This is a genomic window from Candidatus Palauibacter sp., assembly GCF_965213655.1.
Lineage (GTDB): Bacteria > Gemmatimonadota > Gemmatimonadetes > Palauibacterales > Palauibacteraceae > Palauibacter.
On sequence record NZ_CBDBZT010000003.1, the window covers coordinates 582,359 to 600,007 of the forward strand.

General features: G+C 68.5%; 16 protein-coding genes. 11 read left to right on the top strand and 5 right to left on the bottom strand.

Features of this window, described 5'->3' with window-relative positions:
* The first annotated feature begins 159 nt into the window (after nucleotides 1-159).
* From ACOOGH_RS04730 to ACOOGH_RS04750, 5 genes are read left to right on the top strand one after another with little or no spacing between them, the layout of a single operon-like run.
* Nucleotides 160-1,998 carry an FAD-dependent oxidoreductase gene (locus tag ACOOGH_RS04730; protein WP_420447825.1) on the top strand — a complete coding sequence of 613 codons (1,839 nt, stop codon included), beginning with the start codon at nucleotides 160-162 and terminating at the stop codon, nucleotides 1,996-1,998.
* A gap of 13 nt (nucleotides 1,999-2,011) precedes the next feature.
* Nucleotides 2,012-3,844 carry a 2-oxoacid:acceptor oxidoreductase subunit alpha gene (locus tag ACOOGH_RS04735; RefSeq protein WP_420447826.1) on the top strand — a complete coding sequence of 611 codons (1,833 nt, stop codon included), beginning with the start codon at nucleotides 2,012-2,014 and terminating at the stop codon, nucleotides 3,842-3,844.
* A complete protein-coding gene (locus tag ACOOGH_RS04740) occupies nucleotides 3,841-4,914 on the top strand; it encodes a 2-oxoacid:ferredoxin oxidoreductase subunit beta (RefSeq protein WP_420447827.1) in 1,074 nt (357 codons plus the stop codon). Before ACOOGH_RS04735 ends, ACOOGH_RS04740 begins: the two co-directional genes overlap by 4 nt.
* A 41-nt stretch (nucleotides 4,915-4,955) precedes the next feature.
* The gene (locus tag ACOOGH_RS04745) at nucleotides 4,956-5,345 is read left to right on the top strand and encodes a VOC family protein (protein ID WP_420447828.1); all 390 of its coding nucleotides are present in this window, start codon (nucleotides 4,956-4,958) and stop codon (nucleotides 5,343-5,345) included.
* 7 nt (nucleotides 5,346-5,352) lie between these two features.
* Nucleotides 5,353-5,709 carry a cupin domain-containing protein gene (locus ACOOGH_RS04750; protein WP_420447829.1) on the top strand — a complete coding sequence of 119 codons (357 nt, stop codon included), beginning with the start codon at nucleotides 5,353-5,355 and terminating at the stop codon, nucleotides 5,707-5,709.
* On the opposite strand, the gene ACOOGH_RS04755 is transcribed toward ACOOGH_RS04750, so the two are convergent.
* Nucleotides 5,706-6,326, bottom strand: coding sequence for an aquaporin (locus ACOOGH_RS04755; protein ID WP_420447830.1), 621 nt, complete (start codon nucleotides 6,324-6,326; stop codon nucleotides 5,706-5,708). The two genes, ACOOGH_RS04750 and ACOOGH_RS04755, sit on opposite strands and share 4 nt — an antisense overlap.
* A 162-nt stretch (nucleotides 6,327-6,488) precedes the next feature.
* Here ACOOGH_RS04755 and ACOOGH_RS04760 point away from each other — a divergent pair, with 162 nt between their 5' ends.
* From ACOOGH_RS04760 to ACOOGH_RS04770, 3 genes are all read left to right on the top strand, one after another.
* Nucleotides 6,489-7,517 carry a proline racemase family protein gene (locus tag ACOOGH_RS04760; protein WP_420447831.1) on the top strand — a complete coding sequence of 343 codons (1,029 nt, stop codon included), beginning with the start codon at nucleotides 6,489-6,491 and terminating at the stop codon, nucleotides 7,515-7,517.
* A 61-nt stretch (nucleotides 7,518-7,578) separates the two neighbouring features.
* A complete protein-coding gene (locus tag ACOOGH_RS04765) occupies nucleotides 7,579-7,824 on the top strand; it encodes a hypothetical protein (protein WP_420447832.1) in 246 nt (81 codons plus the stop codon).
* A gap of 111 nt (nucleotides 7,825-7,935) precedes the next feature.
* Entirely contained in the window at nucleotides 7,936-8,148 is a 213-nt protein-coding gene (locus tag ACOOGH_RS04770; RefSeq protein WP_420447833.1) for a hypothetical protein, read from the top strand.
* A 16-nt stretch (nucleotides 8,149-8,164) separates the two neighbouring features.
* On the opposite strand, the gene ACOOGH_RS04775 is transcribed toward ACOOGH_RS04770, so the two are convergent.
* The gene (locus ACOOGH_RS04775; protein ID WP_420447834.1) at nucleotides 8,165-10,246 is read right to left on the bottom strand and encodes a DUF6600 domain-containing protein; all 2,082 of its coding nucleotides are present in this window, start codon (nucleotides 10,244-10,246) and stop codon (nucleotides 8,165-8,167) included.
* Between the two features lie 163 nt (nucleotides 10,247-10,409).
* A complete protein-coding gene (locus ACOOGH_RS04780) occupies nucleotides 10,410-11,537 on the bottom strand; it encodes a TolB family protein (protein ID WP_420447835.1) in 1,128 nt (375 codons plus the stop codon).
* Between the two features lie 209 nt (nucleotides 11,538-11,746).
* Here ACOOGH_RS04780 and ACOOGH_RS04785 point away from each other — a divergent pair, with 209 nt between their 5' ends.
* The 3 genes from ACOOGH_RS04785 (at nucleotide 11,747) to ACOOGH_RS04795 (ending at nucleotide 14,090) form a co-directional block, all read left to right on the top strand.
* Nucleotides 11,747-12,289, top strand: a complete 543-nt coding sequence (locus tag ACOOGH_RS04785; RefSeq protein ID WP_420447836.1) for an RNA polymerase sigma factor — start codon at nucleotides 11,747-11,749, stop codon at nucleotides 12,287-12,289.
* Complete coding sequence (locus tag ACOOGH_RS04790; RefSeq protein WP_420447837.1) at nucleotides 12,286-13,011, top strand: methylated-DNA--[protein]-cysteine S-methyltransferase; 726 nt, start codon at nucleotides 12,286-12,288, stop codon at nucleotides 13,009-13,011. The genes ACOOGH_RS04785 and ACOOGH_RS04790 overlap by 4 nt, the downstream gene beginning before the upstream one ends.
* A gap of 143 nt (nucleotides 13,012-13,154) precedes the next feature.
* The gene (locus ACOOGH_RS04795) at nucleotides 13,155-14,090 is read left to right on the top strand and encodes a hypothetical protein (protein WP_420447838.1); all 936 of its coding nucleotides are present in this window, start codon (nucleotides 13,155-13,157) and stop codon (nucleotides 14,088-14,090) included.
* A 45-nt stretch (nucleotides 14,091-14,135) separates the two neighbouring features.
* Here ACOOGH_RS04795 and ACOOGH_RS04800 read toward each other — a convergent pair whose 3' ends face one another.
* The gene (locus ACOOGH_RS04800; protein WP_420447839.1) at nucleotides 14,136-15,893 is read right to left on the bottom strand and encodes a hypothetical protein; all 1,758 of its coding nucleotides are present in this window, start codon (nucleotides 15,891-15,893) and stop codon (nucleotides 14,136-14,138) included.
* A 15-nt stretch (nucleotides 15,894-15,908) separates the two neighbouring features.
* Nucleotides 15,909-17,576 carry a formate--tetrahydrofolate ligase gene (locus tag ACOOGH_RS04805; protein ID WP_420447840.1) on the bottom strand — a complete coding sequence of 556 codons (1,668 nt, stop codon included), beginning with the start codon at nucleotides 17,574-17,576 and terminating at the stop codon, nucleotides 15,909-15,911.
* Between the last annotated feature and the right edge of the window lie 73 nt (nucleotides 17,577-17,649).

The following is a 17,649-nucleotide window of genomic DNA, read 5'->3' on the forward strand; positions in this document are numbered from 1 at the left end:
CCACGGCCCCGGGCGGGACAGCAACGATCCGGCCGCAGTCACCGAAAAACTGGCGACAACCCGGCTCGTCCCCTACGATTGCGAGCGGTTGTTTCACCACGCGACTCACGGGCTGGGGAACGTAGCGCCTGTCGGGCGGGGTAAGCCCGAGGAGAAACGGTGGAGCCAACAAACGTCGAGCACCCCGACTACTACCACAAAGTCGTGGATTGCCAGTGGGCCTGCCCGGCCCACACCAACGTCCCGGGTTACATCCGCCTCATCGCGCAGGAACGGTACGACGACGCCTACATGCTCAACTGGGAGTCGAACGTCTTCCCGGGCATCCTCGGCCGAACCTGCGACCGCCCCTGCGAGCCCGCCTGCCGGCGCGTAAGGGTCGAGGAGAAGCCGGTCGCGATCTGCCGCCTCAAGCGCGTCGCCGCCGACCTCCGTGGCGACATCACGCCCCGCTTCCCGGACATCCCGAAGGCGAAGAACGGGAAGCGCATCGCCTGCGTGGGCTCGGGACCCGCCTCGCTGACCGTCGCCCGCGATCTCATGCCGCTCGGTTACGAGGTCACGATCTTCGAGAAGAACGACCGGCCCGGCGGCCTCATGTGGACGAACATCCCGCAGTTCCGCCTGCCCCCCGAGGTGCTGTGGGAGGAGATCGACTACATCCTCGACATGGGCGTGGACATCCGCTACAACGCGCCCGTCGAAAGCATGAAGTGGCTCCTGGAGCAGGGATTCGATGCCGTCTTCGTCGGCTCCGGCGCCCCGCGCGGGAAGGAACTGCGCCTTCCGGGCCGGTACGATACGGACCACATCTACATCGGTATCGACTGGCTCGAATCCGTCGCCTTCGGGCACACGAACTCCATCGAGGAGAATGTGCTCGTCATCGGGGTGGGGAACACGGCGATGGACTGCTGCCGCACCTCGAAGCGGATCGGCGGAACGAACGTCAAGGTCATGGCCCGCAAGTCGAAGCCGTACTTCAAGGCTTCCCCCTGGGAGCTGGAGGACGCCGAGGAAGAGCGGGTGGATATCGTCGAGAACCACTCGCCCACCGAGTTCGTCGTCGAGGACGGCGTCCTCAGGGGGATGAACTTCGACATCGTGGAGTGGCACGAGAACGACCAGGGACGGCTCGTCTCAACCAAGCTCGACGAAGCGTTCTTCCCCGCCGAAGCGGTCATCCTCGCCATCGGGCAGGAGACGGCCTTCCCCTGGATCGAGGACGACGCGGGGATCGAGTTCAACAAGTGGCGCGAGGCCGTCGTCGACCGCACGACGTTCATGTCGACGCGCGAGGGGGTCTTCTTCGGCGGCGACGCCGCGTGGGGCCCGGAGAACATCATCTGGGCGGCCGAGCACGGGCACCAGGCGGCAATCTCCATCCACGCCTACTGCCACGGCGAGGACCTCGAGAAGCGCCCGCCCGAGCACATGAACCTCGTGAGCGCCAAGATGGGCCTCCACGAGTGGAGCTACTCGAACGACTACGAGTACGCGGCCCGCCGGAAGATGCGGCACGTCCGCCTCGAGGAACGCCTGAAGAGCATCGAGACGGAGGTCGAGGAGGGGTTCGACCTCGAGCAGACGCTGACCGAGGTCGAGCGCTGCCTGAACTGCGACATTCAGACGCACTTCACGGGGAGCCTGTGCATCGAATGCGACGCCTGCATCGACATCTGTCCCCTCAGCTGCCTCACGATCACGCACAACGGGGAAGAGGCAGAACTCCGCACGCGACTGACCGCTCCCGCCGAGAACCCGGACCAGGACATTTACGTCTCGGAGTCGCTGCCGCAGACGGCGCGAGTCATGGTGAAGGACGAGGACCTCTGCATTCACTGCGGGTTGTGCGCGGAGCGCTGTCCGACGGCGGCCTGGGACATGAGGACCTTCGATCTGCTCAAGCCGTACGCGGGCCAGGACGCGGACCATCCCTACTCCGGGATGGGCATCGAGGAGATGTCGCCGGGCGGCTTCGTTTCGGTGGCTCCCTGACGGGATGGCCGACATGAAGGCGGACCGCGTGAACGACTTCGCGCTCAAGATCGGCACCGTGAACGGCACGGGCTCCGCCAGCGCGAACGGCCTCATCATGCAGTCGATCTTCCGGATGGGGGTCCCGGTGTCGGGGAAGAACGTCTTCCCCTCGAACATCCAGGGCCTTCCCACCTGGTACGAGATCCGCGTGAACCGGTCGGGTCACGTCGCGCGCACGCCGGACTTCGACCTCATCGTGGCGATGAACCCGGAGACGTACGCCCAGGACATCGAGGAGCTCGTGCCGGGCGGCTGGCTGCTGTACGACTCGAGCTGGCCCATGGCGGATACGCTGCGGCGGGAGGAGGTGACGTTCCTCGGCGTCCCGCTGGCCGAGATGTGCGTGAAGAACTTCGATGGCGGCCGCACGCGCATCCTGATGAAGAACATCGCCTACACGGGCGCCCTCGCCGCCCTCCTCGACATCGACATGGACGTGATCCGCGAACTGCTTGAGGAGACCTTCGGCGAGAGGAAGCGCCACCTGCTGGATGCGAATTTCAAGGCGATCCGGCTCGGCTACGACTACGCGGTCGAAAACTTCGAGTGCCCCCTGCCGATCCGGCTCGAGGGAATGGACGCCACGCGCGACTCGATTCTGATCGACGGCAACACGGCGGCGGCGCTCGGCTGCGTGTACGCGGGCGCGACGGTCGCGGCCTGGTATCCGATCACACCCTCGACCTCGCTCGTCGATGCCTTCACGGCCTATTGCCGGCGTCTCCGTGTCGACGAGGAGACCGGACGGAGCAGGGCGGCGATCCTGCAGGCAGAGGACGAACTCGCGGCGGCGGGCATCACGATCGGCGCCGGTTGGGCCGGAGCCCGCGCCTTCACGGCGACGAGCGGGGCCGGGATCTCTCTCATGACGGAGTTCATCGGACTCGCCTACTACGCCGAGGTCCCGTGCGTCTTCTTCGACGTCGAGCGCGTGGGTCCGTCGACGGGGATGCCGACGCGCACGCAGCAGGGCGACATCCTCCTCTGCGCCTACGCCTCGCACGGCGACACGAAGCACCTCTGCCTCTACCCGAAGGACCCGGCGGAGTGCTTCGAGTTCAGCGTACAGGCATTCGATCTCGCGGAACGCTTCCAGACGCCCGTGTTCGTGCTCTCCGATCTCGACATCGGGATGAACGACTGGGTCGTGCCCCGCTTCCGGTGGGACGACGACTATCGGCCGGATCGCGGGAAGGTGCTCGACGCGGAGGCGCTGCAGGAGATCGAGACCTTCTACCGCTACCTGGATGTCGATGGCGACGGGATCCCTTATCGCACGATCCCCGGCGAGCATCCGAAGGGCGCCTACTTCACGCGCGGCTCGGGCCACACGAAGTACGGCAAGTACACGGAGGATCCGGACGAATACCAGGAGGTCATCGACCGCATCGCCGTGAAGATCGACAACGCGGCCGAGGCGGTGCCGGCCCCGGAGATCCGCTCGCGGCCGGATGCGCGCTACGGACTCATCACGCTCGGCGCCTGTGACGGCGCGGTGCGCGAGGCCATTGAGCGCATGGAGGCGGAGGAGGGGCTCCGGCTCGATTACATGCGGATCCGGGCGTTCCCCTTCGCACCCGAAGTCGGGCGCTTCATCGAGGCGCACGACCTCAACATCGTCATCGAGCAGAACCGGGATGCGCAGTTGAAGTCGCTGCTTACGCTGGAGACACCGGCCTCGAAGGAACGGCTCGCCTCGTTCCTCCGCTACGGAGGGCTGCCGCTGAGCGCGCGCCACGTTATCGCGGGCGTGAAGGATCGACTCGGGCTCGCGGCGGAGACCGCCGAAGGAGTGGGTGCATGACGTATATCGCCAAGCCGCGGGTCTTCCACCCGAGTCTGGAGAAGAACGAACTGGGGCTCACGCGCCGCGACTACGAGGGCGTGATGTCCACGCTGTGCGCGGGGTGCGGCCACGATTCCGTCACGGCGGCGCTCATCGAGGCGGCGTGGGAACTCGCGATTCCGACGCACCGGGCCGCAAAGATGAGCGGGATCGGGTGCTCGTCGAAGACGACCGCCTACTTCATGTCCGAATCGCACGGTTTCAACAGCGTGCACGGGCGGATGCCGTCAGTGGCGAGCGGAGCGAACGCCGCGAACCGCGACCTCGTCTACGTGGGCGTCTCAGGGGACGGGGACTCGCTCTCGATCGGGCTCGGGCAACTGTGCCACGCGGTGCGGCGCAATCTGAACCTGCTCTACATCATCGAGAACAACGGCGTCTACGGGCTGACGAAGGGCCAGTTCTCGGCCTCGGCCGACATGGGCTCGAAGTCGAAGCGGGGCGTGCCGAACGAGCAGCCTCCCATCGATCCCGCCCTGCTCGGACTCTCGATCGGCGCGACCTTCGTGGCGCGCGGTTTCTCCGGAGACAAGGACCAGCTCGTCCCCATCATCAAGGCGGGGATCCGACACCCGGGTCTGGCCCTCGTCGATGTCATCTCGCCGTGCGTGACCTTCAACGACCATGTGGGCTCGACGAAGAGCTACGCCTACACGCGCGAGCACTTCCGCGAGGCGGTCGAGGCCGCGTTCGTAACCCCGAAGGACTTCGTCCCCCAGGCGGATGAGATCACGGCCGACATTGGGTCCGTCGACGTGCGCGACGTCCGCATGCACGACGGGAGCGTGATCCTCTTCCGGCAGGTGGAGGGCGACTACGACGCGACCGACAGGGACGCCGTGTACGGCTATCTGCGCGAGCGGCAGAACGCGGGCGAGGTCCCGACGGGACTCCTCTACGTGGACCCGGCATCGTGGGACCTGCACGACGTGCTGGGGACGGTCGACCGGCCGTTGTGGGACCTTCCCTTCGAAGAGTTGTGCCCGGGCGCCGAGGCGCTGGACGCGCTGATGGAGAACTACCGATAGCGGCCCAGCGGCGGGCGGCCCGCCTCGAGGCGGTGCAGCCCGTGCTTCCCTCGCGGGATGTCGCCGCCGCGATTGGGTTCTACGTCGGCCGCCTCGGATTCAGGCTCTCCTTCGCCGATTCCACCACGAACCCGGGATACGCCGGCGTGCGCCGGGATGGGATCGAGGTGCACCTGCAGTGGCACGACCCGGAGGAGTGGGGGCGCGTCGAACGCCCGATGCTGCGCTTCGTCGTGCCCGAGGTCGAGGCACTGTTCGACGAATACCGCGACCAGGGCGTCTTTCACGAGCGCACGGCGCTGCGGCGGACCCCGTGGGGCACGCGCGAATTCGCCTTCTACGACCTCGACATGAACGGCCTCACCTTCTATCGCGGTCTCGCCGAAGGGGAAGCTCCGGACCCGCCCGCGGACGAAGATCGCCCCGAGTGACCGCGAAATGATCGACGTCATCCTTCGGCGCTTCGAGGAGCCGGACGAGGTGCGCGAACTCGAACTCGGCCGCTTCGAGGTCGTCCGCGTGGCCGGCCTTACGATCGGGCGGGCGACGTACCAGCCGGGCTGGAAATGGTCCGAGCACGTGCCATCGGAGGAGCCACTGTGCCCGGTCGAGCATGTGGGTCTCGTGCTCCGGGGCACGGCCACCGCGGCCTTCCCGGACGGCCGGGTGGTCGAGCTTCGGGCCGGCGACCTGTTCCATATCCCGCCCGAGCCGCACGACTCGTGGGTCGTCGGGGACGAACCCTACGTCTCCCTGCACTTCATGGGTGCCGACCGCTACGCCACCGACGGCTAGTCGTCCCGGGGCGTCCGGTCCCCCGGGTCACACACATACCGGGACAGGTGCGCGCCGATCAGGGCGCCGACGACCGGTCCCCACACGTAGGCGAGCGAGAAGGATCCGATCCCGAGGGCGACCGCAGGATTGAGCACCCCGTTCGATCCGTGGGCTGCCCAGGAGATGGATACGATAAGGGCCGCGCCGATGACGGCGCCGGTCAGCCGGGCGGGGATCCGGCCCATGAAGACGGCCGCGATCGTGAAGGCGAGGAGCGCGGCGCCCAGCATCTCGGCGACGCCCGTGCCGGCGGAAGCGTCCACGGGGAGCGGGACCGGATCGGGGAACAGGAGGCCTCCGAGGGCGAGCGCCAGTCCGGCCCCGGCAAACTGCGCCACGATGAACGATCCGACATCCTTCGCATTGAGCTTGCCGACGGACCAGATGGCCACCGTCACCGCAGGGTTGAGCAGGCAGCCCGAAACCGGCCCGAGCAGGTGGACCAGAACCCCCAGAGTGAGCGCCGCCATCGCCGGCGTCGGGATCGGAAAACCGACGTGGTTGACGGAAATCAGGGTCGAAAACGCCAGCGCGAACGTACCCACGAATTCGGCGACAACAGCCCTCGGTCTCATGCCTTCTCCTCGAACAGGGCCCTCTCGATGCGACGCAGGGTTCCGCCACGGGCTGCCGGCGAGCCGTCGCCGGAGCGGGCGGCGGCGGCAGGGCGTAAGATCACCGGCGCCAGCATACGACGATTCCGCGGCCTCGGGCCACCGTCTCATCGAGGAATTCACATGACCTGGACCGCCCCCGAACACTGGCTCCGCATCGAGACGATCGACGCTCACACCGAGGGCGAGCCGCTGCGCGTCATCGTGGCGGGTTTCCCGGAGCTTGCCGGAGAGACCGTTCTCGCACGGCGCCGCGTGGCCCGCTCGGACCACGACGAACTCCGCCGCGCGCTGATGTGGGAACCGCGAGGGCACGCGGACATGTACGGCTGTCTCGCGATGCCCCCCGTGCGCCCCGGCTCCGATTTCTCCGTTTTGTTCATGCACAACGAGGGCTATTCGACGATGTGCGGCCACGGCATCATCGGCGTGGCGAAGATCGCGGTCGAGGCCGGCTGGATCGACGGGCGGGGGAGGGAACGGCCCGTGACGATCGACACGCCCGCCGGGCTGGTACGTGCCACCGCAATCCTGGACGGCGAAAGGGTCCGGGAGGTCCGGTTCCTCAACGTGCCTTCATTCGCCGCCACTCTCGACCGGGGCGTGGAGGTCGAAGGCCTGGGAACGGTCTCCTACGATCTGGCGTTCGGAGGCGCCTTCTACGCCTACGTCGACGCGGACGCGCTGGGGCTGCCGCTCACGCCCGGTGGCGCCCCCGATCTGATCGATGCGGGGCGCCGCATCACGCACGCCGTATCATCGGTGGCCGCGGATGACATCGAACACCCCGACGACTCCGATCTCGGGTTTCTCTATGGCACCGTGTTCACGAGTGAGGCGGCAGACGCCGCACACCACTCGCGGCACGTCTGCATCTTCGCGGAGGGGGAACTCGACCGCAGTCCGACGGGGACCGCCGTGAGCGGGCGCCTCGCCATCCTTCACGCACGCGGGGAGATCTCCAGGGACACCGGGATCGTCGTCGAGAGCATCATCGGTGGCCGGTTCAGCGGCCGGATCGTTGACACCACGACGGTCGGGGGGCATCCGGCCATCGTGCCCGAGGTTGGGGGTCGGGCCTGGGTCACGGGCCGGCACGAGTTCCTCATCGATCCGGAAGACCCGTGGCGGGACGGCTTTCTCGTACGCTGAGGGGCCGGTTCCGCTGCTGAGCTGATTCGCGCCCCGGATCCGTCGGCCACAAGGAGGCGAAATGCCGCATATCGAGACGGTAGCGCCCGACGAAGCGAGGGGGCTCCTCGCCCGCGAGTACGAGAAGGCCGTCCGCCGCGCGGGGCGTGTGTTCAACGTGATCGGGATCCAGAGTCTGAACCCGCCCGTCATGCGGGCCTCGATCCAACTCTACGAAGCGCTGATGCTGGCGCCGGGACCGCTGGAGCGCGACGTGCGGGAAATGCTCGCGACGGTCACCTCGCGCGAACTCGAGTGCTTCTACTGAACGGAGGCGCACGGAGAGGATCTCCGTCAGGCCACCGGAGACGCCGAGCTGGCCCGCGCGATCCGGACCGACTACCGGACGGCGGGACTCGACGCGAAGACGCGCCGGCTGTTGGACTATGCGGTGGCGATCACGCGCGACCCGACCTCCACCGCCCGGCGGGACGTCGACGCGTTGCGGGAGGTCGGCTGGACGGACGCGCAGATCCTGACCGCGACGGAGGTCGTCGGCTTCTTCAACTACTACGTGCGCATGGTCGAGGCGCTCGGCGTGGAACCAGAACCCGAGATGGAGCGGGATCCGGCCGTGTGGCCGGACCCCTGACTCCGACCGTAGCCCCCTAGCCGCGGGATCGGCCCCGCGCCCGCGCGGCGCCTGTCGACCGCGTACTGCCGCCGGATCGGCGGATCGCGCCCCCGGATCTGGATCCGCCGCCCGAACGTCTGACGCTGCCGCTCGACCTTGACGAGCTGGAGGGCCGCACGGCCGGCCGCGGTGAACGCGGGATGGACTGGCGGGCCACGGGTTGCCTCGAAGACGCTGGACGTCGAAGGACCGGCCGGGACGGCCACGCCGTCGTGGGCCTTACCGTCGGCCGCACCGGTGCCGACCGCACGGTCGGCCGAGTCGTCGCGCCCCCCGTCCGGCGAACGGCAGGCCACTCCCGGGCCGTGCGCGGACGGACGACCTGGCGACCGCCGTCGTCATTTGTCCGTGGCGGCGCGCGCTGCACGCCGGAACCCGACCGTGGAGTGGGCCGCATGACGGGAGGTCTCGCGGATCCCGTGTCGTCTCGCCTGACAGGCCGCCGGACCGCCGGGCGAGCGCCGGTCCCGGACGCGGGCCGCGCCGCCCGCTGTACGCCCGCTCGCTGCACCCCGGGCCCCTCTGGCCGCAGGGTGCGGCCCTCCGCCGACCGCGTCGTGACTCGGATGGGCGCCGTACGTGTCGCTTGCGAGGGGTCGCTCCGGGTTCCGGCGGTCGCGTCGCGCGGTCGGGCCGACCGGCCATCGCGGCTCCGCAGCGCGACGCGTTCGACTTCCCGCGGCAGGCTCGTGCCGCGATCGATGAAGCCGTTCGCATCGACTGTCGTTCGCCCGTCACGCGAGACCGCGCGCCGCAAGCTCGCCAGCGTTTGCGCCGGCCGCCGCTGCGCCGTGCGCCCGAGCAGGCGGGAGTCCGTCAGCAGCACGCCGCGTTCGACCGCCTTCCGCCCGCGACCGAAGTCCGAGCCGCCCACCGAGTAGAAGTGCTGTCGCCGGTGTCCAAGGCGGCCGTGCGGCAGGAACGTCCAGTGCCGATACCGTCCGAAGCCGCCCCCGACGTGTCCGTAGACCCCGAAGTGGAAGCCCCAGCGGCTGCCGTAGTAGTTCCTGTAGTGGCGCCAGTAGTACCCCGAGGGAATCCAGCCCGCGTAGCTCGGACCCCAGTACCAGTAGACGTGCGCCACGGCGAAACGCTGGCCAGGGAACCAGACCCACCCCCAGGCGGGATCGAGATCCCAGTACCCATAATGGTAGGGCACCCAGCCCCACGGTTCGTACGAGACCCAGAACATCCCGCCGGGTGTGTGCCGCCAGCGCCCGTGCCGGTACGGCGCCCAGTCTGTCGACACGCGTGGACGCCAAGCGACCCCCGCACCCACTTGCACCCACGAGCCGTGCCCGCTGAGCGACGAGGCCGCGTAGTGAAGCTCCGGATCCACATGAGCCGTGTACTCGCCGCGCGCGTAGTCGCCGATACCCTGGCCCCACGCCTCCAGCCGATCGAGACCCGGGGCCGCAGCGAACCGGAGCCGGCTACCCTGCGCTCCCTCGACCAGGAGGCTCTCGCCGCGGCGCACTTCGGCGAGTTCCGTCTGTGTCGTGACGTCGGCCACGCCCTCGCGCACGACGACCTCGCTGCGCCCCCCGTCCTCGACGACGATCAGGAAGGAGCCCGCTCCCCTCGGTCGAATCGTCGCGTTCGGCGTGATGACGGAAGGCCACTCCGTCCCCGCCTGATCCGCGGCGACGACGAACTGCAGCGACCCGCGCACAAGTTCGAGGACGGAGGCTGGGTCACTCGTATCCCCCGATTTGGCGAGCGCGCGGAAGAGGAGCTCCGCCCGGTCCCCGATCCGAACAAGGTTTCCATCGGCGAGTACGATTTCGACACGCGATTCATCGGACGCGAAGATCCGGTCGCCAACGAGGACGGGCTCGTTCACCGCGACCTGGACGCGCTCCCGGGTATCCCCCTGAATGAGCGTCGCGGATCCGTCCAGCGCCCGCAGGTACCCGTAGCTGCCCTCCATCCCGCTCTGCGCGATCGCAGCGTCATAGTCGATCGGAGTCTCGGTCTCCTGCGCGGAGACCGGAGGCGCTGCGAGGGTGACGCCGCACGCCGCGCCGACCCACCATGCCCGTCGCCAACCCCGCAACCGCCAAGGGCTTCCAGAGTCTTCTGTCGCCTTTGCGAACCGCATCCCAAGCTCCCGCGTTCTCCGGTTCCCGCCCCGGCACGGCTGGGTCGCCGCCGGGGCTGTCGTCACAGGCTAGACGGTCCGCGGGCGAAGTCGGTCACTGGCGGTTTTCCGCGGACTGCTAGGGCAGGTCGTCGATCCACTCGGCGATGAAGATGTTCGTGTTGCCCTCGTGCGACCCGTGCCGGTTCGATCCGAACACAAGAAAATTGCCGTCCGGGCTGAACATGGGGAAGCTCTCGAACTCCTCACTGAACGTGACCTGTTCCAGCCCCGTCCCGTCCAGGTTCACCAGGAAGAGATCGAAATTGCGACTGCTCGGGTCGTTCAGGTTCGAGGAAAAAATCACCTTCTCGCCACTGGGGTGGAAGAAGGGGGCGAAGTTCGCGGCGTCGTTGTTCGTGAGACGCACCCGGTTCGAGCCGTCCGCGTCCATCACGTAGATGTCGAGCACGCCGGGCCGGACGAGACCGTCCGCCAGGAGCGCCTGGTAGTCCCCGAGTTCTTCCTCGCTCTCGGGGTATCGTGCCCGGTAGACAATCTTCGATCCGTCCGGGGAGAAGAAGGGCCCGCCATCGTATCCGGGCTCGTTCGTGAGCTGCCGGACGTCGGAGCCATCGGGATTCATCGAGTAGATGTCCAGGTCTCCGTCGCGCGTGGAGGTGAAGACGATGCGCGAGCCATCCGGAGCGATCGTCGCCTCCGCGTCGTAGCCGGGGCTCGAGAAGATGGGCTGGACGTCGGAACCGTCGGGGTTCGCCGTGTAGATGTCGAAGTCGTAGAGCGCCCAGACGTAGCCGCGGCGCATGTCCGGTGGCGGAGGACACTCGGGCGCCACGTGATGCGTGGAGCTGTAGACGATCCGCGAATTGTCCGGGAAGAAGTACGCGCAGGTAGTCCGGCCGAGCCCCGTCGAGACGAGTTGCGAATCTCCGCCCTCGACGCCGATCGTGAAGATCTGGTCGCACTCATATTCGCCCTCGTGCCGACGCTGAAAGATCAGCCGCTGTCCGTCCGAGGAGTAGTAGGCCTCGGCGTTCTCCCCCTCGAAGGTGAGTTGGGACAGGCTCGCGAAGCGCCGCTCTTCGGGGAGCGGGTCGCGGCCCACGGCACCGTCCGCCGCACCGTTCTCGCTGGGAGCGGCCCCGTTCTCTTCTCCGGCGTCGCCGGTGCAAGCCGCGGCGGCGAAGGCGGTCACGAGGGCCAACGCGACGCGGGTCGGTGCGGATGCGGAATATGCTGAATTCAAGAGAGCCTCGGTCTGCTGGCTGGTTGTCCGGCGATGCGCGCCGCCGCTAAACGCTTCAAGCCTCCGGTGGGGGCTGCGGGCCCACACGGTACAGTTCACGCGCTCGCGAGTCCAGTTCCCGGAGCGTCCCGTTTCACGGGTTCGCAAGCGATACGTTTCATGGAGTGAGAACGAACAGGAAAGTGGATGGAGAGGCGGAGCCCGGGCGAGTGACCACGGCTGCGAAGTCGGAACGGAGAGTGAAGGACTGGTCGGAGCGTTACGGCTCCGAACTTCAGTGCCATGTGGCCGCGATGCTGGGAAACGAAGAGGAAGCGCGCGATATAGTGCAGGACCTGTGGTTGACCGCACTCCGGGCGCGGCCCGACGCTGGAGAGGCCGCGAACATCCGTGCTTGGCTGTATCGGGTCGCGACCCGCCGGGCACTCGACCATATCTCGATACGGCGACGGCGCTCGGAGTTGCTCGCGGCCCACGCCAGTGAGCTGGAATCCGGTCCCCTTCGAGCGGTCGATGCGGCGTTGAGCCGGCTCTCCGAAGCCGCTGCGGCCCGCGTCCGGAAGAGTGTCGCGGAACTCCCCCGGCGGCAGCGGAACGCCGTCTGGCTCCGCTGGATCGAACAGTTGGACTATGCGACCATCGCCCGCCGAATGGGTTCTTCGCCCGAAGCCGCGCGAGCCAACGTCTACCAGGGGTTGAAGAAGCTGCGCCGCGACCTCGTCGACGTGTGGCGGGAAGAGGGGCCGATATGACGCGAAGCTGCACGGTCTATCGCGAAGAGGACATCATCGCCTGGATCATGGGCGACTCGGAGCCGGGTGTCGTCCAGGCCCTGGCCGAGCATATGGCGGTGTGCCGCGCCTGCCGGGAGCAGGCGGCGGAATATCGCGTCCTGCATCGCTGCGAGAATGACCTCCGAAACGGCCCGGTCATCCGCTGGCGCCGCTTCGATTCGCCCTTCGGCCCCATGCGGGTCGCCGCGAGCGCAGCGGGCCTGGTCGGGCTCTCGTGGCAGGACGAGAGTGACGAGGCGTTCGTCGCTGGCCTCGAGCGCCGGTACCCGTCGACACCCGTGGTGTGCGATACCGATCGACTCGCCCCCACGGAAGAGCAACTGACGGAGTACTTCGGCCGCCGCCGTCCCCGCTTCGACCTCTTCGTCGACCTCACGGACCTGGGTGACTTCCAGCGCGCCGTGCTCGACGCCGCCTCCGGACTCGATTTCGGCGAGACGGTGACGTACACGGAGATCGCCCGGCGAATCGGCCGCCCGAGGGCATCGCGGGCGGTGGGCAACGCGCTCGGCCGGAACCCGATACCGATCATCGTGCCGTGCCACCGCGTGATCCGGACCGACCGGACGCTGGGCGGATACACGGGCGGGCTCCGTTACAAGCGCGCGCTGCTCGACATCGAAGGGCGGACCGATCTTCTGCCCTCCGGTGAAAGCCAGATGGAGATGCCCCTCCGCTGACCGGAACGTCCCCCGCTACAACGGGTACGGCCGGACATCGTGTTCCAGCTGCCTCTCGCCGTGAGCACGAGGGGAACTTTGTCACGGGGGTCGTAGCCATGTCCGCTTCTTCGAGAGCCGTTGCCGTCGCTGGGGGTCTGTGCATGCTCGTCGCTTCCCGCGGTGGTCCCCGGCCGGCGGGCGACGACGCGTCCGGCCACACCACGGCGCAGATCGGGACTGTGCCGACACCCGCAGCCACGTTCGTGCGAGCCGAACCCGGGCTGCTGGAGGTCCGACGCATTCAGGGGCATCTGCTAGATGTCGAGCGAGCGCTGAGGAGCAGGGGGACGGAAGGCCTGAATGCCGCTCAGCTGGAGAGACGGAACACGGCCCTGAACTGGCTGCGCGAGTACCGGGAACGGGGGGAGTTCCCACACAACCATACGCATGGCGACGGTCGGGTACCGGTCTTTGTCGACGGACACGGGACGCCGTGCGCGGTGGCCTACCTACTACAAAGGTCCGGCCGGGAGAGTCTCGTCAGCGAGGTCGCGAGTACGGACAACAATGTGTACGCATGGGAGCTTGCGGACGATCCGCGTTTCTCCGAATGGCTCGATGAGACGGGTCTGACGCTTGCGGAAGCGGCCAGGATCCAGCCCAGCTACGGCGACTTTTCTCCGTGCTGCACGCTCGTCGGTTCCCCGTCTCGCGCCTGGCAATACGTCGCTCCGTTGACAGTGGGGTCGGTCCTCGTCAGTCACCTGGCGAAACCCGAGGCGTGGGCGAGACCGCTGCTGGGCGTGGTCAACGGGGGCTTTGCTGTGGCGCATGCGGGTTTTGCGTGGAATGCATGGGGCGAGCGGGAAGGGTCGGACGTCGAGGCCGAGGTCTCCGCTGCCGCCAATACCGCGTTGGCGCTTGCGTCCGCCATCACGGCGTGGAGCCTCCTGCGGCCGCACCCGGATGAGCCTGCCACGTCCGGGTCTGAGCCGGGAATGCCGAGCGCCATGAAGTCGCAGCGCCTGCGGATTCTCGCGCCTTCAGCGGCGTGGGTCGGCGGGCGCCTCGGTCTGCAGGTGCGTATCGTACACTGAGTCACGCGGCAGCCCCGCCGAGGGCATCGGACCGGGGCGTCAGCGCTAGTCGGACTCCTCGACGAGCTGGATCAGACGACGCAGGCCGAGGCCTTCGGGACCGCCCACACGGACCCTGAGCGTCCGACGTCCGCATCGACCAAGAGCCTCGATATCCCCCAGCGCCTGGGCCCGGATCAGCTGGCGGAAGGTGAACTCCGTCTCGGGGACGTGGACGTGCTCGCCGGCGTCGTCCACGAGTTGCAGGAGGACACCGTTGCCGGCGCCTCCCTTGTGCAGTTGGCCGGTCGAATGCAGGAAGCGCGGTCCATAGCCGAGCGTCGTCGTCGCGCCCGTGGCTCCGGCGAGGGCTGCGAGCAGCGTCCCGAGTAGCCCTTCTTCTTCCTCGCCGCCCGCGAGATACGCCTGGACGGCGATGTAGTCGCTCGGGGCCACCGCGGCCAAGAACCCCTCGACCCGCGCGCGGATTCCGTCCACATCCGGGGGCACGGGCGTGCGGGGCGGGGCGTGCCCGAACTGCGGCAACTCCCAGACGAGATCGATCTCGTCCGCCTCGGACGCCGTCGCGTCCACCGCCCGTTCGTCATCGGCCGAGCCCCCGTCCGACGCGCCCTCGCCCGCCATCACCTGCCGCGCGAGCCGCTTCGCCAGTTCCACGTCCGGCTGGTTGAAGGGGTGGATTCCGAGAGCGGCTCCGGCCATCGCCACGCCCACCTCCCACACGAAGAAGAGGGCGCCCAGTTCTTCGGGCCGTTCGAGCCGAATGCGCAGCGTCGGGTGGCCCGCCGCCTCTAGCGCGTCGAGCAGGGCCGGCGTCCCGTCGGCTTCTCCCCATTGCTCGGCTTCCCGCGCTGCGTCGCCGGCCAGGATCAGGCCGACAAACACTCGATCCTCCCCGTATTCGTCCGGCTCCCGCGGGGGCTCGCTGGCGACCGGAACGATGCCCTGGCCGTCCTTGCCGGTACTCTCGGCGATGAGTTGCTCGGCCCAGTCGGGAAAGGCTTCCCAATCGGGTCCGGCGAGGAAGGTGACCTTGTCGCGCCCGGCGAGTGCGAACTCGCCCAGAGCAGCCCCGAGCAGGAAGCCCGGGTTGTGCTGGGCCTCGTCCTTGCACGTATCCGCAGCCTCGACTGCCTCCGCGAGGAGAGCCGGGACCTGGGCGCCTGCGAGTGCCGCCGGCACCAGCCCGAAGGGGCTCAGGGCGGAGAAGCGCCCGCCTACATCGGAAGGCGCTTCGAACACCGCCCGGAAGCCGCGTTCACGGCCGAGTTCGGCGAGGGGAGATCCGGGGTCGGTGATCGCGATGAAGTGCGCGCCGGGGTCCTCCACCACCTCCGCGGTCCGCGACCAGAAATGACGGAAGAGCGAGAGCGTCTCGATGGTGGTGCCCGACTTGCTGGCGACGACGAAGATCGTGTTCGCGGGACGGAGCCACTCGAGGTCGCGGAGCGCCCCCGGGTGCGTCGTGTCGACGAGCGTGAGCGGCAGCCCCTCTCCCGGCATCGTGCGCGCGATCACCTCGGGCGCGAGGCTGGAGCCGCCCATCCCGAGCAGCACGAGGTCGGTGAACCAGAAGGGCACGCCCGCCCGCAACGCCTCGACCGGGTCGAGGTTCGCCGGAGACGTCTCCGGCAGGTCGAGCCAACCGAGCCGGTCGGCCAGTTCCGGCGCCTCCGGGTCCGCGCTCCACAGCGTCGGGTCCCGCCGCCACAGCCGGGCCACCGCGTCCTCGGCGCCCCATTCCCGGAGCCGGCGCTCCACATCCTCCGCGTGGGGGCCGGCAGAAAGATCGATCTCGATCATGCCTTTGTCACCAGACTAGAAGAGCCCGACCACGCTCCCGTCCTCGACGATCCGGATCCCCTCCGCCGCGGGCACACGCGGGAGTCCGGGCATCGTCATGACGGTGCCGGCCCTGGCCACGACGAAGCCCGCCCCCGCCGAGGGGCGCACGTCCTGGACCGTGATGCGGAAGCCGGTCGGCCGGCCGAGGCGCGTCGGGTCGTCGCTCAGGCTGTTGGGCGTCTTGGCGATGCACACCGGCGTGTCCCCGAGCCCCGCCGCCTCGAGTTGCCGGATGTCCTTCGCCGCGCGCGCCGTGTAGTCGACCCCGTCCGCTCCGTACACCTTGCGGGCGATGGCCTCGATCTTGTCCCGGATCGCGGCCCCCGCGTCGTACTTCGGCTCGAACGCGGCGGATCCCTCGTCGAGCGCCGCCAGCACCGCGCGGGCCAGATCCTCGCAGCCGGCGCCGCCCAGCGCGTGACCGTCGGAGCGGGCCCAGGGTACGCCCAGTTCCTCGCAGGCCTCCGCCACCGCCGCGATCTCCTCATCCGAGTCCGTCCCGAACACGTTGATCGCCACCACCGGCTCGATGCCGAAGCCCCGGATGTTCTCGACGTGCGCGCCGAGGTTCACGAGCCCGCCGCGCACGGCCTCGGGATCGGGCGTCGCGAGGGCCGTGCGGTCGCCCCCGCCGTGCAGTTTGAGGGCGCGGATCGTCGCCACGAGCACGGTGGCCTCCGGGTTCAGCCCCCCGATGCGGCACTTGATGTCGAAGAACTTCTCCGCGCCGAGATCCGACCCGAACCCCGCCTCCGTGATCACGACATCGCCGAAGGCCAGCCCGGCCCGCGTCGCCATGAGCGAGTTGCAGCCGTGGGCGATGTTCGCGAAGGGCCCGCCGTGCACGAAGGCCGGTGTCCCCTCGAGCGTCTGGACGAGGTTCGGTCCGATAGCCTCCCGCAGCAGCAGCGTCATGGCGCCCGCCACATTGAGTTCGCGCGCCCGTACCGGCTCGCTTCCGTAGTCGTAGCCCACGATGATGCTGCTCAGCCGCTCCTCCAGATCCTCCAGGCTGGCGGCGAGGCAGAAGATCGCCATCACCTCCGAGGCGGCCGTGATCATGAAGCCGTCCTCGCGCGGCACCCCGTTGATCCGTCCCCCGAGCCCGACGACGATATTTCGCAGCGCCCGGTCGTTCATGTCCACGGCGCGTCGCCAAGTGATCTGGCGCGGGTCGATCTCGAGCCGGTTCCCCTGCTGCAGGTGGTTGTCGAGCGCGGCCGAAAGGAGCGCGTGCGCCGAGGTGATCGCGTGCAGGTCCCCCGTGAAGTGGAGGTTGATGTCCGCCATCGGGATCACCTGCGAGTATCCTCCGCCCGCGGCGCCCCCTTTGACGCCGAACACCGGGCCCAGGCTCGGCTCGCGAATGCAGAGGACCGAGTTCGCTCCTAGGCGGCGCAGGCCATCGGCGAGCCCCACGGAAACGGTCGTCTTGCCCTCGCCCGCGGCCGTCGGCGTGATGCCCGTAACGAGGACGAGCCGGCCCGATCCGGGCTCCCGCTCGAAGACCGACTCGGGGCTGACCTTTGCCTTGTAGTGGCCGTAGGGCACGAGTTCATCGAGCCCCAGTCCGATCTTCTCCCCGATCTCCTTTATGGGCCTCGGCGTCGCGGCCTCGGCAATCTGTACGTCCGTGAGCATCCGTATCATCCCGATGAGGTTGCTGGGAGCCGCCCCCCTTGAGGGATCCGGGGGATGTGTGCGGCGTTTTTCC